The 22,976-nt window shown below is 67.8% G+C and carries 27 protein-coding genes; 13 read left to right on the forward strand and 14 right to left on the reverse strand.

Annotated elements, in window-relative coordinates:
• Window positions 1–51: 51 nt before the first annotated feature.
• Window positions 52–1,749 carry a DEAD/DEAH box helicase gene (locus tag EV645_RS12965; protein WP_242000355.1) on the reverse strand — a complete coding sequence of 566 codons (1,698 nt, stop codon included), beginning with the start codon at window positions 1,747–1,749 and terminating at the stop codon, window positions 52–54.
• A 203-nt stretch (window positions 1,750–1,952) separates the two neighbouring features.
• Between EV645_RS12965 and EV645_RS12970 the strand changes: the two genes are divergently transcribed.
• Window positions 1,953–2,462: a DinB family protein gene (locus tag EV645_RS12970; RefSeq protein WP_130442982.1), complete on the forward strand. Its 510-nt coding sequence runs from the start codon at window positions 1,953–1,955 to the stop codon at window positions 2,460–2,462.
• 25 nt (window positions 2,463–2,487) lie between these two features.
• Here the strand turns inward: EV645_RS12970 and EV645_RS12975 are convergent, their stop codons facing one another.
• From EV645_RS12975 to EV645_RS12985, 3 genes are read right to left on the reverse strand one after another with little or no spacing between them, the layout of a single operon-like run.
• Window positions 2,488–3,156: a TetR family transcriptional regulator gene (locus tag EV645_RS12975; protein ID WP_130442984.1), complete on the reverse strand. Its 669-nt coding sequence runs from the start codon at window positions 3,154–3,156 to the stop codon at window positions 2,488–2,490.
• Window positions 3,128–3,538, reverse strand: coding sequence for a thiol-disulfide oxidoreductase DCC family protein (locus EV645_RS12980; protein ID WP_198681564.1), 411 nt, complete (start codon window positions 3,536–3,538; stop codon window positions 3,128–3,130). The genes EV645_RS12975 and EV645_RS12980 overlap by 29 nt, the downstream gene beginning before the upstream one ends.
• Window positions 3,539–3,552: 14 nt before the next feature.
• Window positions 3,553–3,966: a hypothetical protein gene (locus tag EV645_RS12985; protein ID WP_198681565.1), complete on the reverse strand. Its 414-nt coding sequence runs from the start codon at window positions 3,964–3,966 to the stop codon at window positions 3,553–3,555.
• A gap of 127 nt (window positions 3,967–4,093) precedes the next feature.
• Here EV645_RS12985 and EV645_RS12990 point away from each other — a divergent pair, with 127 nt between their 5' ends.
• The 3 genes from EV645_RS12990 to EV645_RS13000 all read left to right on the forward strand — a co-directional run bounded on the left by EV645_RS12990 (window position 4,094) and on the right by EV645_RS13000 (window position 7,074).
• Window positions 4,094–5,131 carry an amidohydrolase family protein gene (locus EV645_RS12990; protein ID WP_130442990.1) on the forward strand — a complete coding sequence of 346 codons (1,038 nt, stop codon included), beginning with the start codon at window positions 4,094–4,096 and terminating at the stop codon, window positions 5,129–5,131.
• Window positions 5,128–5,487, forward strand: a complete 360-nt coding sequence (locus tag EV645_RS12995) for a YybH family protein (RefSeq protein WP_130442992.1) — start codon at window positions 5,128–5,130, stop codon at window positions 5,485–5,487. The genes EV645_RS12990 and EV645_RS12995 overlap by 4 nt, the downstream gene beginning before the upstream one ends.
• 144 nt (window positions 5,488–5,631) lie before the next feature.
• A complete protein-coding gene (locus tag EV645_RS13000) occupies window positions 5,632–7,074 on the forward strand; it encodes an ankyrin repeat domain-containing protein (RefSeq protein ID WP_130442994.1) in 1,443 nt (480 codons plus the stop codon).
• Here the strand turns inward: EV645_RS13000 and EV645_RS13005 are convergent.
• On the reverse strand, window positions 7,040–8,146 hold the full coding sequence (locus tag EV645_RS13005; RefSeq protein ID WP_130442996.1) for a calcium:cation antiporter: 1,107 nt from the start codon (window positions 8,144–8,146) through the stop codon (window positions 7,040–7,042). The genes EV645_RS13000 and EV645_RS13005 overlap by 35 nt on opposite strands.
• Before the next feature lie 64 nt (window positions 8,147–8,210).
• Between EV645_RS13005 and EV645_RS13010 the strand changes: the two genes are divergently transcribed.
• Window positions 8,211–8,717, forward strand: a complete 507-nt coding sequence (locus tag EV645_RS13010) for a GNAT family N-acetyltransferase (RefSeq protein ID WP_130442998.1) — start codon at window positions 8,211–8,213, stop codon at window positions 8,715–8,717.
• Window positions 8,714–9,583, forward strand: coding sequence for an SCO6745 family protein (locus EV645_RS13015; RefSeq protein WP_130443000.1), 870 nt, complete (start codon window positions 8,714–8,716; stop codon window positions 9,581–9,583). Before EV645_RS13010 ends, EV645_RS13015 begins: the two co-directional genes overlap by 4 nt.
• Here the strand turns inward: EV645_RS13015 and EV645_RS13020 are convergent.
• Window positions 9,567–10,166 carry a TetR/AcrR family transcriptional regulator gene (locus EV645_RS13020; RefSeq protein ID WP_130443002.1) on the reverse strand — a complete coding sequence of 200 codons (600 nt, stop codon included), beginning with the start codon at window positions 10,164–10,166 and terminating at the stop codon, window positions 9,567–9,569. The genes EV645_RS13015 and EV645_RS13020 overlap by 17 nt on opposite strands.
• Window positions 10,167–10,266: 100 nt before the next feature.
• Here EV645_RS13020 and EV645_RS13025 point away from each other — a divergent pair, with 100 nt between their 5' ends.
• Window positions 10,267–11,475, forward strand: a complete 1,209-nt coding sequence (locus EV645_RS13025; RefSeq protein WP_130443004.1) for an FAD-dependent monooxygenase — start codon at window positions 10,267–10,269, stop codon at window positions 11,473–11,475.
• On the opposite strand, the gene EV645_RS13030 is transcribed toward EV645_RS13025, so the two are convergent.
• Window positions 11,426–12,313 (reverse strand): LysR family transcriptional regulator ArgP, encoded by an 888-nt coding sequence (locus tag EV645_RS13030; protein WP_130443006.1) that lies wholly within the window; start codon window positions 12,311–12,313, stop codon window positions 11,426–11,428. The two genes, EV645_RS13025 and EV645_RS13030, sit on opposite strands and share 50 nt — an antisense overlap.
• A 73-nt stretch (window positions 12,314–12,386) precedes the next feature.
• Between EV645_RS13030 and EV645_RS13035 the strand changes: the two genes are divergently transcribed.
• The 3 genes from EV645_RS13035 (at window position 12,387) to EV645_RS13045 (ending at window position 14,881) form a co-directional block, all read left to right on the forward strand.
• Window positions 12,387–12,983: a LysE/ArgO family amino acid transporter gene (locus EV645_RS13035; RefSeq protein WP_130443008.1), complete on the forward strand. Its 597-nt coding sequence runs from the start codon at window positions 12,387–12,389 to the stop codon at window positions 12,981–12,983.
• Between the two features lie 121 nt (window positions 12,984–13,104).
• Window positions 13,105–14,067: an Abi family protein gene (locus EV645_RS13040; RefSeq protein WP_157997056.1), complete on the forward strand. Its 963-nt coding sequence runs from the start codon at window positions 13,105–13,107 to the stop codon at window positions 14,065–14,067.
• A gap of 172 nt (window positions 14,068–14,239) precedes the next feature.
• The gene (locus EV645_RS13045; protein ID WP_242000356.1) at window positions 14,240–14,881 is read left to right on the forward strand and encodes an MBL fold metallo-hydrolase; all 642 of its coding nucleotides are present in this window, start codon (window positions 14,240–14,242) and stop codon (window positions 14,879–14,881) included.
• Here the strand turns inward: EV645_RS13045 and EV645_RS13050 are convergent.
• Window positions 14,878–15,789, reverse strand: coding sequence for an SDR family oxidoreductase (locus EV645_RS13050; protein WP_130443014.1), 912 nt, complete (start codon window positions 15,787–15,789; stop codon window positions 14,878–14,880). The genes EV645_RS13045 and EV645_RS13050 overlap by 4 nt on opposite strands.
• A 46-nt stretch (window positions 15,790–15,835) precedes the next feature.
• On the opposite strand from EV645_RS13050, the gene EV645_RS13055 reads away from it, so the two are divergent.
• On the forward strand, window positions 15,836–16,528 hold the full coding sequence (locus tag EV645_RS13055) for a TetR/AcrR family transcriptional regulator (RefSeq protein WP_130443016.1): 693 nt from the start codon (window positions 15,836–15,838) through the stop codon (window positions 16,526–16,528).
• Here EV645_RS13055 and EV645_RS13060 read toward each other — a convergent pair.
• Both EV645_RS13060 and EV645_RS13065 read right to left on the reverse strand, forming a co-directional pair.
• The gene (locus EV645_RS13060) at window positions 16,450–17,379 is read right to left on the reverse strand and encodes a DMT family transporter (RefSeq protein ID WP_130443018.1); all 930 of its coding nucleotides are present in this window, start codon (window positions 17,377–17,379) and stop codon (window positions 16,450–16,452) included. The two genes, EV645_RS13055 and EV645_RS13060, sit on opposite strands and share 79 nt — an antisense overlap.
• 35 nt (window positions 17,380–17,414) lie before the next feature.
• On the reverse strand, window positions 17,415–18,617 hold the full coding sequence (locus EV645_RS13065; RefSeq protein WP_130443020.1) for an MFS transporter: 1,203 nt from the start codon (window positions 18,615–18,617) through the stop codon (window positions 17,415–17,417).
• 102 nt (window positions 18,618–18,719) lie between these two features.
• Between EV645_RS13065 and EV645_RS13070 the strand changes: the two genes are divergently transcribed.
• Window positions 18,720–19,595: a hypothetical protein gene (locus EV645_RS13070; RefSeq protein WP_242000357.1), complete on the forward strand. Its 876-nt coding sequence runs from the start codon at window positions 18,720–18,722 to the stop codon at window positions 19,593–19,595.
• Here EV645_RS13070 and EV645_RS13075 read toward each other — a convergent pair.
• The 4 genes from EV645_RS13075 to EV645_RS13090 form a co-directional block, all read right to left on the reverse strand.
• Window positions 19,582–19,974, reverse strand: coding sequence for a GNAT family N-acetyltransferase (locus EV645_RS13075; protein WP_130443022.1), 393 nt, complete (start codon window positions 19,972–19,974; stop codon window positions 19,582–19,584). The two genes, EV645_RS13070 and EV645_RS13075, sit on opposite strands and share 14 nt — an antisense overlap.
• Entirely contained in the window at window positions 19,971–20,717 is a 747-nt protein-coding gene (locus tag EV645_RS13080; protein ID WP_130443024.1) for a phosphotransferase family protein, read from the reverse strand. The genes EV645_RS13075 and EV645_RS13080 overlap by 4 nt, the downstream gene beginning before the upstream one ends.
• Window positions 20,718–20,761: 44 nt before the next feature.
• Window positions 20,762–21,118 carry a helix-turn-helix domain-containing protein gene (locus EV645_RS13085; protein ID WP_130443026.1) on the reverse strand — a complete coding sequence of 119 codons (357 nt, stop codon included), beginning with the start codon at window positions 21,116–21,118 and terminating at the stop codon, window positions 20,762–20,764.
• A 91-nt stretch (window positions 21,119–21,209) separates the two neighbouring features.
• The gene (locus EV645_RS13090) at window positions 21,210–22,361 is read right to left on the reverse strand and encodes a trans-sulfuration enzyme family protein (protein WP_130443028.1); all 1,152 of its coding nucleotides are present in this window, start codon (window positions 22,359–22,361) and stop codon (window positions 21,210–21,212) included.
• 122 nt (window positions 22,362–22,483) lie between these two features.
• Between EV645_RS13090 and EV645_RS13095 the strand changes: the two genes are divergently transcribed.
• A complete protein-coding gene (locus EV645_RS13095; RefSeq protein WP_130443030.1) occupies window positions 22,484–22,975 on the forward strand; it encodes an Lrp/AsnC family transcriptional regulator in 492 nt (163 codons plus the stop codon).
• Window position 22,976 lies beyond the last annotated feature (1 nt).

Consider the following 22,976-nt stretch of genomic DNA (forward strand, 5'->3'; position numbering starts at 1 on the left):
GCGTTCTGAGGGTGCCTGGGGCCCGTCTGTCTCGATGAGCGACCGGTGGCGTCAGCGACCTCGGCGGGAGCTGCCGGCGCGCGAGCCTGCGGAGAACGCGGCGGCTCCGGCGGGACGAGCCGCCGATCCCGGAGTACTCGTGGTGTAGCTCTTCGGGCCGCCCGAGCCGGCGCGGGACCTGGAGCGACCGGAGCCTCGCGAGCCACCGGCCGTCTGGCCGCCACCCGTTTGGTTTGACCGCTTGCCCGTGGCCGGCTGAGCTGCGCCGGAGGCGCGCCGACGGCGATTGCCCCGGCCCGATCCGCTACCGCCCGAGCCCGCGACGCGTTCCGGCTGGACCGGCCTGGCAGCGGGCTCGACGTACGTGCGCTCGCCGGGGGCCAGCTCGGTCAGCAGCGGGTCGCCGGTGGTGAGCTTGGTGACCGTCGCGGCGATGCCGGCCTTGCGGGTCAGGTCGCGCACGTCGCGGACCTGATCGTCGGTCATCAGCGTGACCACGGTGCCCTCGGCGCCGGCGCGGGCCGTACGGCCGGAGCGGTGCAGGTACGCCTTGTGCTCGATCGGCGGGTCCGCGTGGATCACCAGCGTCACATTGTCGACGTGGATGCCACGGGCTGCGATGTCGGTTGCGACCAGCGTCTTCGCCGTACCGTCCGAGAACGCCTCGAGGTTCCGCGTACGGGCGCCCTGGGACAGGTTTCCGTGCAGCTCGACTGCGGGGACGCCCTGGGAGATCAACTTCTTGGTCAGCGATTTGGCGCCGTACTTCGTCCGCGTGAACACCAGCGTGCGCCCGGGCGCGGCGGTCAGATCGACCAGCACCGGGAGCCGGGTGTCCGGCTGCACGTGCAGGACGTGGTGGGTCATCTTGGCGACCGGCGAGCGCGCCGAGTCGACGCTGTGCGTCACCGGGTTGGTCATGAAGCGCCGTACGAGAACGTCGACGCCGGCGTCCAGCGTGGCCGAGAACAGCAGCCGCTGGGCCGTGGCCGGGGTCGCCTCGAGGATCCGGCGTACGGCGGGGAGGAAGCCGAGGTCGGCCATGTGGTCGGCCTCGTCGAGCACGGTGATCTCCACCGCACCGAGCTTCGCGTGACCGGCCTGGATGTGGTCCTCGAGCCGGCCCGGGCAGGCGACGACGATGTCGGCGCCCTTGCGCAGGCCGTTGATCTGCGGGCCGTGGCCGACACCGCCGAAGATCGTCATCGACCGCAGGCCGAGCGTGTCGGCGAGCGGCGTGATCGACGCCTGGATCTGCGTGGCGAGCTCACGGGTCGGCGCGAGAATCAGAGCGCGCGGCTGGTTGGGCCGGCGCTTGGTCCCGCTCGCGGCGAGGCGTGCGAGGACGGGCAGTACGAACGCGTAGGTCTTGCCGGAGCCGGTCCGGCCGCGACCGAGAACATCCTTGCCGGCCAGGGAATCCGGCAACGTCGCCGCCTGGATCGGGAACGGCTTCGTCACACCGGATACGTCCAGCGCGGCAACGAGCGGAGCCGGTACGCCGAGCTCGGCGAACGTGCGGTTGTCAGGGGCGATCTCCGCCGACGCAAGGTTGTCAGAAGCAACAGTCTCGTTGTCTTCAGCAACTACAGGCTGCGCGGCCGATGCGTTGTTGCGCGCGGCACCTGTACGGCGCCGGCGGCGCGGTCGCGTGGACGCGGCTGGGCCTTGCGTGGTTGCGCTCGTGTTTCGGCGCGGGGAGGTGGATTGCGTGGGCGTGGTTGTAGACGTGGGGCGGCGGGCCGCCATAGAAGTACTCCAAAAGTCGGGGGTCGTCCTGCCCGGCGCGGCCTGGTGGGCCGCGGCGCGTGGTGGTCGACTGCTGGCGCAAAGTAGTTGCGCTCACCGGCCCGAGGCAGAACTGGGCGGGCCGTCGTTATCAGTCTACGGCACCGAGGGCCGACATCCGTCGGATATTCACAGGACGCTCGTCACACGGCTAAGTTCTGCACGTGACGACTGAGTTCCGGGTGGATCCACCCACGGCCGCCGACGAGCGCACACTCCTGCAGGGATTCCTCGACTACCACCGCGGCACACTGCTGTGGAAAGTCTCCGGCCTGACCGGCGAACAACTGGTCCAGCGCAGTGTCGATCCGTCGAGCATGTCGCTGATCGGGCTGGTCAGACACCTGAGCGAGGTCGAGAAGTACTGGTTCCACCGAGCGCTGGCCGGCCACGTCTCACCCCCGAAGCACTGGACCGCCGAACACCCCGACGGCGACTTCGACCTGGCCGACCCCGCCCAGGCCGAGCAAGACGTCGAAGACTTCCGCGAACTCGTCAAGACGTCGGACACGCTGGCCGCCGGTTACTCCCTGGACGACACCTTCACCCGCCCGGGTCACGACGGCCCGTACTCCGTCCGCTACCTCTACATCCACATGATCGAGGAATACGCCCGCCACAACGGCCACGCCGACCTCCTCCGCGAACGAGTAGACGGCAGCACCGGCGAATAATCGCAGCCTTCCACGCACGAATCTTCTAGGGCTTGATCGAGTGGATCAGGCCGAGTAGGTCGGTTACTACGCCGCGGACGCCTGGGATGCGGGTCAGGCGGAGTAGGCGATCCACGAGGGGGACGGCTCGGTTGATCAGTGTGCGGGTGCGGCGTACGTCCTCGCTCGAATCGTGGACCCAGAAGAGGACGACGCCCATCTGCAACAGCCACAGCAACTCAGGGAGCTCGGCCCGCAGGTCCGCGGGCACCTTCAGGTCCGACCCCTCGACCACCCGGCGGAAGATCTCAACAGCCGCATCTCGCGCCGGCCGCGACTCATCGCTAAAAGGAGATAGCGGGCTCTTAGGATCCGCCGCCGTCTTGAAGAACGTGCCGGCGAACTCGTGGTACGGCGCGGCTACCTCCAGCCACGTCCGCAACACCCCAGTCATCCGCGGCACGAACGCCTTCTCAGACGCCAGAAGCTCCTCGACGGCCGATCGGTGCTGGTCCTGGAGCAGGTCGTAGTACGCCTGCATCAGGTGGTCCTTGGAGCCGTAGTAATAGTACGCGTTGCCCACCGAGACCCCCGCCTCGGTGGCGATCGCGCGCATCGTGGTCTTCCCGTACCCCTGCTCCCGGAACAGCCGTAGCGCCGTCGAGAGGATCAGTTCGCGCGTCTGTTCACCCTTCGCGGTCGCACTGTCCGTCACATCCGTCAGCGTAGTCACCTCCACTCAACCGCCGCAGTCCCGCGGCTGCTTGCACCATCGCCCGCGCCACCGGCCGCATCGCCGGACTCGCCAGTCGTACGGCGGTGTGCCTGTGCTCCCCCGTTGCCCACATGCACACGATCCAGGCGCGATCGCCGACGTACACGGATCCGTCGTCGGCGACCACCGTCACCTCGCGCAGCGTCGCCTCGTGATCGAGACCGGGGTAGAGCGCCCGCGCATCCGTCGACCCCGCCGCGACGAACCGCAGGCGCACCACACCGCCCTCCCCGTTCAACGCCGGCCGCTGCGCCGCCAGCCAGTCCTTGAACCGGCGGCACAGCCCGCAGTGGGCGTCGTACAGGACCGTCAACTCACGCACGATCCGCGCGGCCTTCAGTACCCGAACCGAGGCTCGGTCATCGGCTGCACCGTGTCGTTGGGCGGCACCGGCGGGGTCGTCTGCAGCTCGAGCCGGCTGCGGGTGCGGATCTTGTTGAAGATCCAGACGTTGGTCAGATGCACGGCGCCGAGGACCAGCATCACGATCCCGAGCTTCACGCTCAGCTGCTCGAACACCCCGCGCGCGTCGACCACCACGCTCCCACCGCGCAGGAACAGCGTCACGAACCCGAGGTTGATCAGGTAGAACCCGACCACGAGCAGCCGGTTCACCGCGTCGGCGAAGTCCTCGTTGCCGTGGAACACGTCGACCAGGAAGATCCGCCCGTTCCGGCTCAGCGTCCGCGCCACCCAGATTGTCAGCGGCACCGCAATGGCCAGGTAGACCAGGTACGTCGTCACCGTCATGTCCATCTCATCCCCACTCTTCTTGAACACGTTCAAATTCCGGCAGCTCTGACCGTACGCTGTCTTTTTGAACATGTTCAAGTCGATGATCACGTGACGTGGATCTCCCCTGAGGCAGGATGGCGCCATGACGACCTGGGTGTTCGAAGGAACCGTGCTCCCGTCCGGCGACGCCGCGCGCGTCACGTTCGGCCCGGGCGAGATCGGCGAGGTGCTGCCCGGCCGGTACGGCGTACCCGGTCTGGTCGACTCGCACTGCCACCTGACGATGGCGCCAGGCGCGAACGGCCCCGTGCTGCGCGGCGCGGACTTCGCGGCGGAGCGGCTCGGCGAGCTGGCCGGCGCCGGCGTGAGCGTTGTCCGGGATGTCGGCGGCAACCGTGAGGTCACGCTCGAGCTGGCGCGCACGCCTGACGACAGCAGGCCGCTCGTCCTCGCGGCCGGCCGGTTCCTCGCGCCGAAGGGCTGCTACTTCCCGCAGGCGTACGAGCCGGTCGCTCCCGAGGACCTGCTCGCGGCGGTCGAGGCCGAGATCGCCGACGGCGCCACCTGGCTGAAGCTGGTCGGCGACTTCCCCGAGGTGGGTCCGGACGGCCCGATCCGCGGCAGCAAGGTCAGTCCGACGTACGGGCCGGACGTGGTTGAGGCGATGGTCGAGCTGGCTCACTCCCGCGACGCCCGGGTCGCGGCACACGTCAACACCGAGCACGTCAGCGACCTGATCCACGTCGGCATCGACTCCGTCGAACACGGTACGGCGCTCACCGAGCGGGACCTCGAAACCCTCGGCGCCCGCGGCGGCGCGTGGACCCCGACGCTGTGCGCCTCGGTCAGCCCGAGCCCGAACGAGACCCCCGAGCAGACGGCTCGCCGCCGAGCCCGCTCGGAGTACCTGGCGTCGATCCTGCCGCTCGCCAACCGGTACGGCGTCCGCGTGCTGACCGGATCCGATGTGGTCGGCACGGTCGCGGGCGAGATCGACCTGCTGGTGAAGCATGGGCTCTCCGTCGAGCAGGCCCTCACCGCGGCCTCCACCGGCGCGCAGGATTTCCTCGGTCTGACCGGTGCGGGCAACCTCGTCACGTACGACGCTGACCCGCGCGAGCACCCCGAAGTACTCGCGACGCCGGCTGCCGTCGTACTCAACAACCGCCGGATCTCATGAAGGAGAAGGACCTCGACCGCTGGGTCGACCGGTACCGGAAGGCGTGGGAGAGCAACGATCCCGCGGATATCGCCGCGCTCTGGACCGAGGACGCCGCCTGGTACCGCCGTCCGGACGAGGCGCCGGTGCTCGGGCGGGATGCGATTGTCGCCGCCTGGCTGGATGTCGCGGACGGTCCGGGCGAAACGGATTTCGAGTACCAGGTGCTCGGGTTCGGGGACGGGGTCGGGTTCGTGCGCGGCTGGACGACGTACCTGACCAATCCGCCGGCCGAGTTCAGCAACCTGTGGGTGATCCGGCTGGACCGGGACCGGGCGCACGAGTTCACCGAATGGTGGATGGAAAAGCCGCTCTGAGCTACGCTGCCGGGTAGGCACTCAGGGTGCCACCGGTCCGCGGGAAGGGCTCAGCCCACCTGAAATGAGCACGGTTGTGGCAGTTGTTCACCTCCTTTCTCGCCTGACGACGCGGACAGCGGGCTCGTAGAGAGGAGGTCGGTGATGCCGACCCGAAATCTTCCGGACGACCCACACCTCGAACACCTTCGCAAGCAGGCCAAAGCCCTGTTCAAGGGCGTCCGCGCCGGGGACCGCGAGGCGATCGCGCTCGCGGACGAGTTCCATCCCGTGCAGACACTGGCGGACGCGCAGCTGGTCGTTGCCCGCAGCTACGGATTCCCCAGCTGGCCAAGGATCGTGCGCCACCTGGAGTTGGTGGGCAAGTACAGCCGGTCACCGCATCGGCAGTCCATCGGCGGGCCGCTCGATACGCCTGAGCAACGAGCCGACGAGTTCCTCCGTCTCGCGACCCTGCACTACGGGCAGGACGATCCAGCGCGGCAACGATCCGCACGTGATCTCCTGGACCAATTCCCAGAGATTGCCCAGAGCAACATTTATACGAAGGTGGTTGCCGGCGACATCGACGGCGTACGCGCGGACCTCACGAATGCAGCAGAAGAAGGCGGACCGTACCGCTGGGAGCCGTTGGTCTACCTCACGTACAGCCGCCTGGACGCGCCCAATCAAATCGAGATCGCCCGTCTCCTCCTCGAGAACGGCGCCGACCCGAACGCCGGCTACCTCTGGCAGGGACTGCCGTCGCCGTTCACCGCGATCACTGGCGTCTTCGGTCGCGGCGAGGGCGACCAACCACCGCACCCCGACCGAGTCGAACTAGCTCGCGTGCTGCTCGACGCAGGCGCCGACCCGAACGACAGCCAGACCATGTACAACTGCGGTCCCGGTTGTCCGCCGCCGTACGACGATGTCCATCTTGAGCTGCTGATCGAGTACGGGCTGGGTCGCGGCGACGGCGGTCCGTGGCACGAACGGATGACGACCGCACACCCGACTCCCCGGCAATTGCTGGAGGACGAGCTGGTGTTCGCGTCCTGGGCCGGCCTGCTGCACCGTGCCGAACTAGTGCTTGCCCAAGGCGCCGATCCCGAAGGCACTGGCACCAGGCATCCGGTGTACGGCGGCGGTCGACCGTACGTTCTGGCTGCGGTGCAAGGCCACGCGGAGATCGCGGAGCTGCTCCGTGCACGTGGTGCGGCGCCGCTGGACGAGATCGAGGAGGTATACGCCGCGGCGATGCGCGGTGAGAAACCGGACATCGACGCCGAGCTCGCCGCACGGGCGGTGGCTCGCCAACGTCACCTGCCCGTTCGAGCCGCCGAGATCGGGCGCACCGAGGCGCTGGAACCGTTGCAGCGGCTCGGGTTCGACCTGAATCGGATCTCGGGCGGTTCGGCGCCGATCCACCGGGCCGCGATCAACGGCCATCTCGACACGGTCAAGAAGCTCATCGAACTGGGCGCCGATCCGGAGCTGCGCGATCCCAACTACAACGGGAACGCGCTCGGCTGGGCCGAACACGATCACCAGCAGGCGGTGATCGACTACCTCAAGGGCTTACCGCAAGGAACAGGAACGCGCTGAACACCGCGAGGTGAACGGCGCCCTGGAGCAGCGTGGCGCGCCCGGTCGCGAGAGTCAGCATCGCGGTCACGACCGTCAGCGCGAACAGCACCATCTCCTTGCCGTCGAGCCCGAGGACGAGCGGTCCGCTCAGCCAGATGGACGCGACCGCGATCGCGGGGATGGTCAGTCCGATGCTGGCCAGCGCTGAGCCGAGCGCCAGGTTGACGCTGGTCTGGAGGCGGTTCCGCAGTGCCGCGCGTACTGCGGCAACCGTCTCCGGCAGCAGCACCAGCAGCGCGATCACGACACCGACCACGGCCAGCGGCGCGCCGGCCGACTCCACCGCGGACTCGAGCCTCGGCGAAACAGTCTTGGCCAGACCAACGACCGCGATCAGGCACACGAAGAGCAATCCGAGGCTGAGCAGCGCGGTCCTGGTGCTCGGCGCCGCCGCGTGGTCATCCTCATCGTCGACGTCGCTGTCATCATCGGCGCGCACGGGAAGGAAGTAGTCCCGGTGCCGGATCGTCTGGATGAACACGAAGACGCCGTACAGCACCAGCGACGTCACACCCGCGAACGCGAGCTGCGCCGAGCTGAACCGCGGCCCCGGCGCGCTGGTCGTGAACGTCGGCAGCACCAGACTCAGGGTGACCAGCGCAGTCATCACGGTCAGCGCGGAGTACGACGCCTGCACCCGGAACTCCTGCACGCGGTGCCGCAGCGAGCCGACGACGAGAGCCAACCCGAGGATCCCGTTGCAGGTGATCATCACCGCGGCGAACACAGTGTCGCGAGCCAGTGACGCAGCCTTCTCCCCACCCGACGCCATCAGCGTGACGATCAGCGCGACCTCGATGATCGTCACCGCGAGCGCGAGGATCAGCGTGCCGTACGGTTCGCCGACACGATGTGCGACGACCTCGGCGTGATGGACGGCGGCGATCACCGCGGCGCCGAGACCGAGGCACACAAGGGTCAACAGGAAAGGACTCAGGTCCCGATGCCAGGTCACCAGCAGGTCAACGAAAGCGAGGGGCGGCACGGCCAAGGTCCAGCGCGGCAGCCGTTGGATCCAGGAGTTTGTCATCCCCAAACAGCCTATCGGGAATCCCCTTGGCATCCCGAGAACATCGGGTGATGCTTCTCCCAAGATGACTGTGCAGATCAGGAACGCAACCGAGGCCGACTGGGCGGCCATCTGGCCGTTCTTCCATGAGATCGTGACGGCGCGTGAGACGTACACGTACGACCCGGCGGTCACCGAAGAAGACGCCCGGGCGATGTGGATGTCGCCGCTGGACTTCCCGCTCGGCCGGACCACGGTCGCGGTCGATGCCGACGGCACCGTTCTCGGTACCGCGAACATGTACCCGAACCGGCCCGGTCCCGGCGCGCATGTGTCCAGCGCGAGCTTCATGGTCGACGGCAAGGCGCGCGGCAAGGGCGTCGGCCGGCTGCTGTGCGAGGACATGATCGAGTGGGCCGGACGATCCGGCTTCCGATCGATCCAGTTCAACGCGGTCGTGGAGACGAACGAACCCGCCGTACACCTCTGGCAGTCGCTCGGCTTCCGGATCGCCGGCACCGTCCCCGAGGCTTTCGACCACCCCAGACTCGGGTACGTCGGACTACACGTCATGTACCGTCCGTTGCCATGACCCGTGCGCGCCGGATGTGGAAGGCGCTGGAGCCGTATCACGCGATCACGTACTTCTCGCCGGAGACGCGGCGGGCGACCGACGCGCTGGGGCTGAAGGGCGGCTGGATGAGCTACTTCGGCTGCCGGGCGGCGCCCCTCGGCGCGGTCGGGCCGGAGCTCGTCGCCGCGACGTTCTACAACTTCCACCCGGCGATGGTCGCCCGCTCCCTGCCGGACGCGTGGACCTATGCGACCCCGGAACAGCTCCTCGATGCGCGTCTGACGGCTGTGGACAACGCCGTACGCCGGCTGTTCCCCGACGAGCCGCCATACCAAACCGTATGGTCTGGTGAGGCCGTCAAGCGAGCAGCCGAGCTGGCTCGACGGGCGGCTGAACTCGCGCCGGTCGCAGGGCGCCCGATCGCAGCGGCTAATGCCGCGCTGGAGTGGCCCGACGAACCGCATCTCGCACTGTGGCACGCGACCACGATCCTGCGGGAGTCGCGCGGCGACGGTCACGTCGCGGCGCTGGTCGCAGCCGAGCTCAGTCCGTGTCAGGCCTTGGTGACGATCTCCGCTGCCGGCGGGCCGTCCAAGGAGGTCTTCCAGCTCAACCGCCGGTGGAGCGACGAAGAATGGACCGCCGCCTCCGACGATCTGCGAAGCCGCGGACTGCTCGACGCCGACGGTGCGCTCACCGACTCAGGACGAGCGTTGCGGCAGCAGGTGGAAGACACCACGGATGCGCTGGCCGATCAGGGCTGGCGGGCGCTGGGCGACGAGCACGCCGGCGAGTTGCACGACGTCGTACGGCCGATGAGCGCCGTACTGATGTCGGCCGGGCTGATCCCGGCAGACAACCCGATGGCTATGCGCTGGGACTGATCCGGTCGGCCAGCGTCCGAAGCGACTGAGCGAGCTGCTCACCGGTCGGCGCGCTGTCCGGATCGAACATGCCCTGCGCAACCACCCCGAGCAGCAGCGCCTGCAGGAGTGAGCCGATCGCCTGGACCTCCGCTGGATCGGCGTCCGGATCGACGGCGCCGAACATGTGCGCCAGACCTTCGCGCGCCTCGCCCTGCATCTTCGTCAACTCCGCGACCAGCTCGGGCATGCTCGCGCCGAGGCTGAGGACCTCGAACTGCGTCGCCCACAACGCCTTCAGGCGCGGGTTGGACAGGCTGTCGATGATCTGACCCCAGGTCGCGACGAACTGCTCATGCGGTCCGGCCGCAACCGCCGCACGTTCATCACCGCCCGCCGCGCCGGACACCTCGGTGGCCCACTCGTCGGTGAGCAGCGCACGCAGCGCCTCGTTGAGCAGCGTCTCCTTGGACCCGAAGTGGTAACCGATCGCGGCCAGACTCACCCCAGCCGCGGTCGCGATGTCGCGCGCCGTCGTCCGGCTGTAGCCCTTCTCCAGCAGACACGCCTTCGCGCCCTCGACCAACGCCTCGCGGTTACCCATGCCAAGACTCTAACACATCCGTCTCACACGAACGTCTTGTACGTTTGTCTAAGACTGTCGTACAGTCATGTCACACCAACAAACTTCTGGAGGGGTTCCGATGACGACAGTTCTGATTTCCGGCGCGAGCGTGGCGGGTCCGGCCCTGGCGTACTGGCTGCAGCGGTACGGCTTCACCACCACCGTGGTCGAGCGCGCTCCAGCACCGCGCGCCGGCGGCTACGCGGTCGACTTCCGCGGCGCATCGATGAAGGTGCTTGAGCGGATGGGCATCCTGGACGCGGTCCGGGCCAAGGCGACCGACATGGGCGACATCACCTACGTGAACGAACGGGGCAAGCGCGTCGCCAGCACTCCGCCGAGCGCACTGAGCGGTGAGCTGGAGATCCTCCGCGGCGACCTGGTCGAGATCCTGTACTCACGGACCGCCGACACGACCGAGTACCTGTTCGGCGACTCGATCGCCTCCTTGACCGACGACGGTTCGAGCGTCGACGTCGTCTTCGAGAGCGGCCTGACCCGACGGTTCGACCTGGTCATCGGCGCGGACGGGCAGCACTCGACCGTACGCCGGATCGCGTTCGGGCCGGAGTCGTCGTACGCACACGACCTCGGCTACTACGTCTCGGTCAGCACGGTCGCCAACCACCTGAACCTGGATCACACCGGGCAGATCCTGAACGTGCCGGGCAAGACCGTCGGCACCTACAGCGCACGCAGCAACACCGAGGCGAAGGCGCTGTTCTACTTCACCGCCAAGGGCAAGCTGGACTACGACCGGCGCGACGCCGAGTCCCAGAAGGCGATCATCGACGAGCAGTTCGCCGGGATCGGCTGGGAGGTGCCGACACTGCTCGCGGGGATGCGGCAGGCGCCGGACTTCTACTTCGACTCGATCACCCAGATCAAGCTGGACAGTTACTCCCGCGGCCGGGTGGCGTTGGTCGGCGACGCCGGGTACTGCGCCTCGTCGCTGTCAGGCATGGGCACGAGTCTCGCGATCGTCGGCGCTTACGTCCTCGCCGGCCAGCTGCACGCGGCCGGCGGCGACCACACGCGGGCCTTCGCGGAGTACGACGTACGCATGAAGGGCTTTGTCGCCGCGTGCCAGAAGCTGGCGCACGAGGGGGCGATGTGGTTCATCCCGGGCAGCAAGTGGTTCATGAAGCTGCGCAATCTGACCTTGCGGATGATGCCGCACCTGCCGTGGCGGAAGGTGATCGAGCAGGCGCCGTTGAAGGTCGGCAACGCGATCGAGCTCACGACGTACGAAGACCTTCCTGCGCGGCCCGCAGCACCGCGTCGGTGAGCCCGTCCAGGATCCCGGACTCGAGCTTCCAGTGCTGCCAGTACAGCGGTACGTCGATGTACTTGCCTGGGGCAACTTTTACCAGGCGGCCGGCGGCAAGCTCGGATCCGGCGATCTGGTCCTCGATCATCCCCCAGCCGAGCCCGATCCGGACCGCCTCGTGGAACGGCGCGGACGCCGGGATCGCGTGCGAGGGAGGATCCAGCTTCCGCCGGGTCACCTTGCGCAGCAGCCGATGCTGCAGCACGTCCTTCTCGTTGAACACGACCATCGGGGCCTCGGCAAGCGCCTCCGGCAACGGTTTCCCGGTCAGCCAGCGCTCGGCGTACTCCGGGGTGGCGAGCGGGAGGTACCGCATCTTCCCGAGCGGTACGACGCGACAGCCCTGCACCGGCCGCGGATCGGCGGTGACCGCGGCCAGGACCGTACCGTTGCGGAGGTACTCCGCGGAGTGCTCCTCGTCCTCCTGGTGCACCAGGAACCGGGCGTTGTGCGTACGGGACAGGTCGAGCATCGCGGGCAGGAACCAGTTGTTGAGCGAGTCCGCGTTCACCGCGAGCGGGATGCGCTGCGCGTCGACCGTACCGCGGACGGCGGCGATCGCCTCGAGCTCCAGCAGCGACACCTGGCGGGCCAGCCGGAGCAGCGCCTCACCCGCCGCGGTCGGGCGGGCCGGCTTGCCGCGCATCACCACGACCTGACCGAGGCGGCCCTCCAAGGCCTTGATGCGTTGGCTGATCGCGGACGGCGTGACGCGCAACCGCCGGGCCGCCGCGTCGAAGCTGCCCTCGTCGACGACGGCCACGAACGTCTCGAGCTGCGCGGAGTCGAACTGCATGATGAAGCAATCCTAATGGTGCTTCAGAATCTTTAGCTGGTTTGAAGGCGCTCAACTGCCTACCGTCGAAGACATGCCCCTCTTCGCCGGATTCGCCACGTCGATTTCCCTGATCGTCGCGATCGGCGCCCAGAACGCTTTCGTCCTCCGCCAGGGCCTACGCCGCGAACACGTCCTCCCGGTCGTCCTGACCTGCGCGCTCTCCGACGCGCTCCTGATCTCCAGCGGCATCCTCGGCCTGGGCGCCCTCCTCACCCGCAGCCAACTCGCGCTCGACATCGCCAAGTTCGGCGGCGCGGCCTTCCTCTACACATACGCCGCCCTGGCCGCCAAGCGAGCCTTCAACCCCGGCGCGATCACCCCCGCGGACCACGCCCCCGCCGCCCTCCGCAGCGTCGTACTCACCTGCCTCGGCTTCACGTACCTCAACCCGCACGTCTACCTGGACACCGTCGTCCTCCTGGGCTCCCTCGCCAACCAACGAGGCACCGACGGCCGCTGGCTCTACGGCCTAGGCGCCGTAGCCGCCAGCTTCGCCTGGTTCTTCGCCCTAGGCTTCTTCTCCACCAAACTGACCAAGGTCTTCGCCCGCCCCCGAGCCTGGCAATTCCTCGACTCCGCCATAGCCCTGATCATGACCACCCTGGCAACCTGGATGCTCCTCGCCTGATATCCACAGGCGAGCATTCTCGCGCGAACCTGCACGATCCCCGGTGTATGCTTTTTTCAACACGGCCAGCCCCTCTGCCCCTCAGGGCACGGGCTGGTTTTCTTTTCCCTGGGGGCCATCCGTGACCGTCTACACCAAGCCACACCTCTCTTTCGCCGACCAGGTCGGACTGCTGAAGAGCCGAGGCCTGATCATCGACAACGAAGCCGAGGCAGAGCGCCTGCTGAGCGTCATCGGGTACTACCGCCTCAGCGGCTACTGGTACTCCTATCGCCGCCCGCTCGACGGCGCCCTTCGCGACGACCACTTCCTCGAGGGCACCACGTTTGGGCAGGTCGTGCGACTTTACGACGTTGATCGCCGACTGAAACTTCAGTTGCTCGATGCGCTGGAGCGGATCGAGATCGGGATTCGGGTCATGATCGGATTCACCCTTGGCCGGCATGGCGCGTACGCCCATCTGGACGCCGCCAATCTCGACGGTCGGTTCACTCGATCCGACGGCCGGCACCCCAGCACGTACGACCGCTGGTTGCGTAAGGTTTTAACCGCGCAAACCAGATCGTCCGAGGACTTCGTCCTGCATTTCCAGCACAAGTATGACGGTCGCCTGCCCGTCTGGGTGATGACCGAGATCCTCGACTTCGGCGCGATGAGCCACCTGTTCCAGGGTCTGCAGTTCACGGATCGCAACGAGATCGCAGCACGGTTGGGCGTTCTCGATCGGCGCGGTGACGGCAACGGTGCTGCCTTGGCCAACTGGTTGCGGGTGCTCAACTACGTCCGCAACGTCAGCGCACATCACTCTCGCCTGTGGAACAGGAATCTCGCCGATCAGCTCGCTCCGAGCCACCTGCGACCGATCCCGGATCTGCATCATCTGACCGATCATCAGGTGTCCCATTTCCGGATCTACTCGACGCTGTGCGTCGTCGGATTCTTGCTGTCTCGCCTGGGGCACGGATCCAACTGGGCCAAGGAGATCCGCGATCTGATCACTTCGGAGATCCCGGCATGCCGGCGCCGGCTTCGCGAGCTGGGCTTCCCGGCTGGATGGGCCGCGGAGAAGCCGTGGGTCGGTTGAGCGGGAGGTCTTGATGGATGTGACGGTGTTGTGTGATGCGGTGGCGGTGTTTCCTGAGGGGGTTGGGGAGGCGTTGCCTGGGTGGGGGTTGAGGGAGGCGGAGTGGACGAGGCGGGTGGTGCCGGGGAACGTTCGGGTGGGCGGGTGGTTGTTGCATTTTCATAGTTACTTGGTGAGTTCGGGTGACGGGCTGGTGTTGGTGGATGCGGGGGTGGGGCCGGCGGGTGGGGAGGCGGCTGAGTGGTTGGGGGTGGCTGGGCGGTTGCCTGGGTTGTTGGGGAAGGTGGGGGTGGAGGTCGCGGATGTGGATGCGGTGGTGTTGACGCATGTGCATCTGGATCATGTGGGGTGGGCTTCGGATGGGGCCCAGGCTTTGTTTCCGCGAGCGGAGTATGTCGTGCAGCGGGACGAGCTTGAGCATGTGCGCGGCGGGTCGACGTACCTGAAGAGGATCCGGCCGATTGAGGAGGCCGGGCAGTTGCGGGTGGTGGACGGGGAGACCGCGCTGCGAGGGATGCGACTGGTGTCTACGCCGGGGCATACGCCCGGGCATCAGTCGGTGGTGACGGATCGGGCCGTGCTGGGTGGTGATGTGCTGGTGCATCCGGCGCAGGCTCGGTGGCCGGAGCTCACCTACGTGTACGAGCGGGATCCCGCGCAAGCCGTGACCTCGCGGCGGGAAGTGCTGGCGATGGCGGCCACGATGGGCGTGCCGATCGCGGCCGCGCATCCGCATGCTGCATTGTCAGCCGACGCGATCCCGGTTGCCTCGAACGGCGACGGCGACGACGTCTGCCCGCCGTACAAGCTTTAGCGGTAGCCCGTGGTGTCAGCGGGTTTGCCGGCGCTTTCCACCTCGACGATGTACCGCCAAGCATCCGGACGGCTGCCGTCCAGATCCGTGAACCCGTAGAGCTGAGCGAGTTCGCCGCTCGAAGTGGACTTGCCGTTCCACCGCCGTACGTCGGGATCCGCTGCCAGCGCCGCCACCGCGCGGCCGACGTACGACGGGCTCTCGGAGATCGCGAAATGCGGGACCTTCGACGTCGCGTCCCGCCAGTTCTCCTCGCGTACGCCGAACCCGTCGAGCATCGCCTCCGACCGCAGCCACCCCGGCGTGAGCAGTACGGCGGCCGCGTCGTACTGCTTCAACTCGTGCGCCAGCGCGAACGCCATCCGGCTGACCGCGCCCTTCGCGACGTCGTAGAAGAACGAAACGCGATAGTTCGACGCGTTGTACTCGTTGGTGCCGTCGGTCATCTCGACGACCAGCCCGCCCGGCGTCTTGATCAGCAACGGCAGCGCGAAGTGGCTCGTGATCGCGTGCGTGTTCACGCCCAGCTCCAGCAACCGCAGACCGCTCTCCAGCGAGCTCTCCCATACGGTCTTGTCCCACTCGGGCTCGCCGAACTGTCCCCAGATGTCGTTCACCAGGATGTGCAGCGCGCCCTGCTCGGCCTCGATCCGCGCCACCAGCTCACGCACCTGCGACGGATCGAGATGATCCACCGGTACGGCGATGCCGCGCCCGCCGGCCTTGTCGACGAGCTCGGCGGTCTCCTCGATCGTCTCCGGCCGGTTCATCTCCGACGGCCGGCTCCGGGTGGTCCGGCCGGTCACGTACACGGTCGCGCCGACCGCGCCGAGCTCGACCGCGATCCCACGCCCGGCCGCTCGGGTCGCCCCGGCGACCAACGCCACCTTCCCCGCCAACGGCTTCATCGCTCCTCCTAATCCATACGTTGTACGATTATGTACCATACGGCGTATGGTTAACGTCGGCAAGCGCTCCGGGCGGCCCCGCGCCGGGGAGGAGCGGCTGAGCCGGGAGGCGATCCTGACCGCGGCGTTGCGGATCGTCGACGACGAGGGCATCGACGCACTGACGATGCGACGACTCGCGGCAACGCTGCAGGTCAACCCGATGTCGCTGTACCACCACCTGCCGAACAAGGCCGCCGTACTGGCCGGCCTCGCGGAGCTGGTGTTCGCCGGGCTGGAGCTGCCCGACCCCGGCGACGCCGTGCCGTGGGACGAGCAACTCAAGGAAGCAGCGCGTGCCTATCGCAACGGCCTCCGGCAGCACCCGAATCTCGCACTGCAGGTGCTGTCCGACACGTCAGCGGTCTCGGACGTCGTCGTGGTCACGATGGAGCCCTTCTACCGCGCACTTGACCGGGCCGGTCTCGAGCCGCGGCAGATCTTCGAGGCAGCCAACACCCTGATCGACTTCATCCACGGATTCAGCCTTGGCGAGGCGTCCGTGCGGGCCGAGACGTTCGAGCTCGCGCCCGACCTGCTCACCCGCGTGCGTGCACTCCCGGCGGACAAGGCGCCGACGCTGAAAAGGATCGTCGGCGGACTCGGCGTCGAGGGCCTCGCCTACGACTTCGACGGCGGGTTCGAGTCCGGGCTCTCCACGCTGACCGCGGGCATCGCGGCAACGGCGCGCCGCCGGTAGCGCGAGATCGCGACCCCGACGAGGCACAGCGCGCCACCGCCGTACGCGAGCGGCGCCGGGCTCTCGCCGAGCAGCAGCCAGCCGAGGAAGATCGTGATCGGCGGGACCAGGTACGTCGTCGCGCCCATCCGGCCGGCCGTCGTACGGGCCAACGCGTAAGCCCAGGTAGTGAAGGCGATCGCGGTCGGGAACGCGCCGAGGAACACCACCCACCAGATCGTCGACGGCCGCGCGTCAGCCGTCTCACGAACGAGCGTCGGCGCGAACGGCAGACACGCGATCGCGCCGATCACGCACGACAGCCAGGTCACCTCCAGCGCAGGCAGTCGCGCGAGCAGCGGCTTCTGCGACACGACACCGATCGCGTACGCCGCCGCGGCGACGAGACACAGCACAACGCCCCACGTCTCGGCGCTGCCGCTGGACGACGAGAGTCCGATCAGGACCACCCCGCCGAACGCAACGATGCTCCCCATCACTAACTGACGCGGGAATCCCTCGTGGAGAAGGACACCCGCCAGCAGCGCGATCAGCAGCGGTCCGATGTTGACGAGCATGGCCGTCGTACCGGCGTCGAGGTGGTGCTCGGCTTCGTTCAGCGCAAGGTTGTAGACGCCGAACCAGAGCAGACCGCACGCGAGCAGAAACTTCCAGTCACCGCGAGCCGGCCAGCGCCGCGGCCGGGCGAACACGAAGATCCCGAGCAGCACACTGCCGACGAGCAACCGCCCGAGCGACAGTGCACCGGCCGAGATCTCCTGACCGACGTGACGGATCGCCACGAACGCCGAAGCCCACAGCACCACCGTGACCGCAGCCGCACCGGCGGCCAGCGCACCCTGCTTCTTCATGCTGATACAACGCTGTCCGGGCTCATGGTGTGAGGCTAGGTGTCGGACGCTTCGGCGGCCACCGAACTACGCGGCTCCGGCAGCGCGAACGGTACGACGAATGCCGTGATCAGAACCGGGATCGTCAGACCCGCGACCAGCACCGCCATCGTGAACCAGAGCGATCCGAGCGCGAACCCGCCGTACACCGCGATCGCGAAGACCTCGGCGAAGAAGCCCGACACCGAGGTCACGGTCGCCCGCGCCTTTCCGGTGATCGCGTCCTGCAACCGCGACTCCGAGACCACGATCACCAGCTGCATGAGCCCATAGCCGAGCGCGATCGGCAGGAATCCCCACACCGATCCGCTCAGCGCTCCGGCAGCTATCAGCACCGCCGTTGCCCCGAGCCCCGTCGCGAAAGTTGCTGCAGGCAACTTGTACGCACGTCCCGCGAGCGCGCTGCCGATCGCCTGCGCGGCGACGGTTCCCGCGATCAGCAACGGGATCGCATCGGTCGTCGCACCCGCTTCCCGAGCGAGCAGCGGGAAGTATTCGTCGAACGCCAGGAACCCGCCCAGCAACGCGACCAGCGCCACCGCCCGGCGGACCAGACGGCTGTGCAGTACCTCTGTCACACCTTCCCGGAGTACCTGAAGGTAGACGGCGAAGGCTGCTCGAGTACCGGGTTCGTCCGCCTCGCGAGCGGTCTCGACGACTCGCGCTTCGGGGAGGGTCCACGCGACGACAGCCTGCAGCAGGCCGCTCAGCACGCTGACGATTCCGGCAAGGGTGTAGCCGCCGAGCGCGAACAGCGGTGTCGCGAGCGCGGTCGCCGCAAGGTTCGCGACGAACGAGGCGGAACGGGCGCGACCGAGGACGGTTGCGTAGTCGGCGGTCCGCTCCCGCGCGACGAGTTCGTCGTACACGAACGCCTCGTACGTGCCCGAGATCAGCGCGGACGACGTACCCCAGAGGACGAAGCCCAGCGCGAAGCCGGTGAAGGACGGCAGCGTGATCCATGCGGCGTACCCGAGGGCGCTGATCAGGGCGCCGAGAACCAGCAGCTTGCGCCGTGAATACGTGTCCGCCCAGGCGCCGGACGGCACCTCGAGGACGAACGCGGTCGCCGACCAGATGACGAACAGCGTCGAGATCTGGGCAGCCGACAGTCCGTGATCGGCGAACAGCAGCTGGTACAGCGGGTAGAGCGGGATGAAGTCGTGGAACGCCTCGAAGGCGACAACCCGGGCGAACAGACTCCTGTCAGAACGTCAAAGATGCGGGCTCGGCAGTCTCATGCATCGAAGATACGCGAAAATGAGGCGCGGAGCCGCTGGAATATCGGTCAGAGTAGAGCGATGGAACAGGTCAGCGAACGGTTCTGGGCGAAGCTGCCGGAGGGCAGCCGCGACGCCCTCGTCGACGGATTGAGCCAGTCCGAGCTGCAGTCGGTGCTGCTCGACGTGACCCGTGAGCGAGCCGCCAAGGTGACGCCGGCGCGGCTGTTGCAGCGCTGGCAGCAGGACCGCTTCGTGCGCCCGTCGACCATCGATCCGCGCGACCTGGTGCAGACGCAGCAGCGGCTGTGGGCGGCGCTGCCGAAGAAGTTCGACGGCGTCCAGCTGTCCCCGGTGACTCCGTTGGGCACGTGCTCGGCGATCGCGACGATCAACCAGCACCAGGTGGTCAGCACGATCCGCGGCACGGAGGTCGCCAGCGACCCGACCAACGAGCTGGCGATCGAGGCCGCCGTACGCCGTCGTGCCGGGCAGGACCGCGTGCATCTGGCGACGTGCCAGCGGGTGGTCCGGGCACAGCCGTTCGACGGGCCGGGGATGTCGGCGCATTTCGAGCTGTTCGTGCTGGTGTCGAGCGCTCGTGACACCGGCTCGTGCCGGACGGAGGCCGAGTTGTTGATCGACCACCTGAGCTTCTGGCACGACGTACTCGGTGACAAGGCCGAGCTCACGTTCACGGCGTTCAAGGAGTCGGCGCTGCGGGACCGGATCGAGGACACGGTCCGGCCGGCGCTCGGGGTCGCGTTCACCGAGGACATCGAGCGCACCAAGAGCGCCGGCTACTACGCCGGCACCGCGCTCGGCATCGACCGCGGCGGCGAAGGACTCGGCGACGGCGGGTTCACCACGTGGACCGCGGACCTGCTCGGCGACGCGAAGGAACGCTGCCTGACGTCGTGCATCTCCACCGAACGCCTGACCGTCATCGGAGCTTGAGCAGCCCCGCATCCGTCGGCCGGAACCCGCACGCGTCCAGATAGAACGCACTCAGATGCGGCTCGAAGTCGACATGCAGCCATTCACACCCGGCCTGACGCGCCTCCTCGGCCGCAGTCATCACCAACTGCTTCCCGATCCCACGCCGCCCATGATCCGGATGTACGGCGGTATCCAGCACGAACGCATGCGCACCGCCGTCCCAACACACCTGCACGAAGCCAACCAACTGCTCGTCGCTAAAAGCCCCGACCCAGGTCAACGCCCACCGCCCCAACCGCTCCCCCCATGCGGTCACCTCAGCCTCACCCTCGAACGCCGCCGCGTGCAGCTCCGACAACTCCCGATCATCCACCGGAAACCGCACGACGTACTTCACAGCAACTCCAGTGCGGCCTCGAGGCGACCATTCCAGCCCACAGCCTCACCATCGGGCAGGTCTGACGCACTCAGGAATCCCTGAACCATCACAGACGGCATGACCGCGCCGAGCCCTTCGCTCGTCCCATAAGCACTCAACGCCTCCGGCCACCGCTCCGGCTCCACCGACGACACCAGGAACCAAGCGAGATCCAACACGCCCGGCGCCGCCGACACGTCCTCCCAGTCCAGCAACGCCACCACACCGTCCGGCCCGGTCCGCATGTTCTGCGCCGAGGCATCCCCATGCGCCAACGTCAACACACCCGCCTGCCCCACGGCCCTCTCGGCCTCAACCACCCGACCGACGAGACGCTCACCGAACGAGCGCACCGAAGCCGACAGGTCGGATCGCCCAGCCAGCGCGGGCCAGCTCCGGTCGTAGAGGTCGGCAACCAGCTGCTCGCCGGCGCCAACCGGACGCAGCCAACCCCAGTCCGCTCGTCCAGCCCAGCGGTCGTGCAACTCGCGCAGCACCCGTGCAGCAGCGGCTGGCTCGGCTCCAGCAACCCAGTCGGACAGGTCCTCCAGCACCAGCAGAGTGCCGTCCGGGCCGGACTCCGCCTGGTAGCACTCCGGGACACGTACTCCTACCACCGGTGCGATCTCCCGGTAGAAGCGCACCTCGGACTCGAACATCTGCAGCACGTCCGGAATCGAGCCAGGTGCCGCAGGCTGACGTCGCTTTATGTGGGTACGCACGCCCCACTGCTTACCAGGACAGCGTCCTGTCCTCCACCAGATTTCTAGGCGACCAGGGCGAAGGCTTGGGCTGTGGTGGAGTAGGCGCGGGGGCCGGAGGGGATTCGGTGCGCGGAGCGGTCCTCGACGCGGATCGCGGCCGTCTGCAGGCGGACAGGCAGAGTGGACCGGACGGCGGTCGCCAGGTCGAACTGGACCTCCGACAGCAGGTCGGACAACTCGAGCTCGAGGGCTCGGCAGATGGCGGCGAGGATCTCCGAGGAGGGTTCCTTGCGGCCCCGCTCGATCTCGGACAGGTAGGGCACCGACACCTGGGCCAGCTCAGCGAGCTCGCGCAGGGTGATCCCCCGCTCACGCCGCAAGCGGCGGAAGACGTTCCCGATCACCTGGCGTAGCAACACGTCTGGTCCTCCTCGCCTCCGGATGTCCTGTACCGAGTGTGCCACCCCGACCAGGTCGCTCACGCAAAGATCTGCCCTGGGCAGATTCTTCTCAGTAAGTGAGCGCCCGCTGGAGGTCTGCGGTCAAGTCTTCGGGATCCTCCAGGCCGAGGCTGAGCCGGAGCAGACCGTCCGACGGCTTGGCGTCGGCGGCCACCAGGCGGTGGGTCAGCGCGGCGGGGTGCTGGATGAGCGTGTCCACGCCACCCAGAGACACCGCATGGGTGATCAGCTTCAATGCTCCGGCGACCCTCGATGCGGCCTCAAATCCGCCGGACACGGTGAAGGCAAGAACAGCCCCGGGACCTGACTGCTGACGTCCGATGAGCGCCTGCGGGTCGGTGAGACCCGGGTAGTGCACCTGGTCGACAAGTCGTTGCGCGGACAACCAGTCGGCGACCTTGATTGCGGTTGCCTGCTGCGCCCGTACCCGAACCGGCAGCGTCTGCAGTCCCCTGTGCAGTTCGTACGCCGCCAACGGATGCAGCAGGCCCCCTGTTACTGCGCGGATCTGCCGAAGCCGGCCGACCCACTCCACGCCGGCCGCGACGACGCCACCCATAACGTCACCATGACCGCCGAGGTACTTGGTTGCCGAGTGCAACACCAGGCTCGCCCCGTGCCGGGCCGGCTGCTGCAGTACCGGTGTCGCGAACGTGTTGTCCACCAGCACGGGTACGTCGCCGGCCGCGGACGCAACCGCCGCGATGTCGACGAGCGCCACCGTCGGGTTCGCCGGGGTCTCGACAATCACGAGTCCGGTGTCCGGGCGGATCGCTCCAGCGACTCCACTCGGCTGTGTGTAAGTCACGGTTGTCCCCAGGAGGCCTGTGGATAACAGGTGATCGCTGCCGCCGTACAGCGGCCGTACGGCGACCACATGCGGCCGGCCGGCCGCGACGCTGGCGAGCAGGCAGGCGGTGAGCGCGGCCATCCCCGAGCCAAACGCGACCGCGCCGTCGGTGTGCTCGAGCTCGGCCAGCGCATCCTCGAAGCGGGCGACGGTCGGATTCCACAGGCGCTGGTAGACGAGGCTGCCGCCGTCCGGCCCGCGCCCCTCCGCAAGCGAGTCGTACGACGCTCCGCCGGTGTTCACATCGGGGAGCGGATACGTAGTGGACAGGTCGATCGGTGGGACGTGGACGCCGAGAGCGGCCAGGTCGTCGCGACCGGCGTGGACCGAACGGGTGTCGAGCTGGGTCATGGCTGCCTCCTCACCGGGAGCTTGGAATCTTCTGCGGGATTAGCACAATAGTTCCGAAGAAAATTCGTCCACAGTGTCGTCCACAGCCTGTGGATTCTGTGGACGGGCTCTAGAGTGAGGGCATGCCGAAGGATCGTCGGAGCCCTGGACCGGCTCCGCGGCCGGCTCCCGGTGGCCTTGACGAGGTCGACCGGAAGCTGGTGCGACTGCTGACCGCCGACGGGCGGATGGCGAACAACGCGCTCGCCGAGGCGACCGGGATCGCGCCGTCGACGTGTCTCACGCGGGTGCGGTCACTGCGTGAGCGTGGGGTGATCCGCGGCTTCCATGCCGACGTGGATCTGGGCGCGCTGGGTCAGCCGCTGCAGGCGCTGATCGCGATCCGGATCGGCGCGCACTCGCGCGACGAGATCGACCGCTTCCGCGCCAAGGTCCCGACGCTGCCGGGCGTGCTCTCGCTGTTCCATGTCAGCGGAGCGAACGACTACCTACTCCACGTCTCGGCCGCCACCCCGGATGCGCTGCGAGAGTTCGTGCTCGATCACCTCACCGCAGATCCTGCGGTGAGTCACGCCGAGACGAGTCTGATCTTCGAGCACATCCGCGGCGGCTGAA

The organism is Kribbella rubisoli, assembly GCF_004217145.1.
GTDB lineage: Bacteria > Actinomycetota > Actinomycetes > Propionibacteriales > Kribbellaceae > Kribbella > Kribbella rubisoli.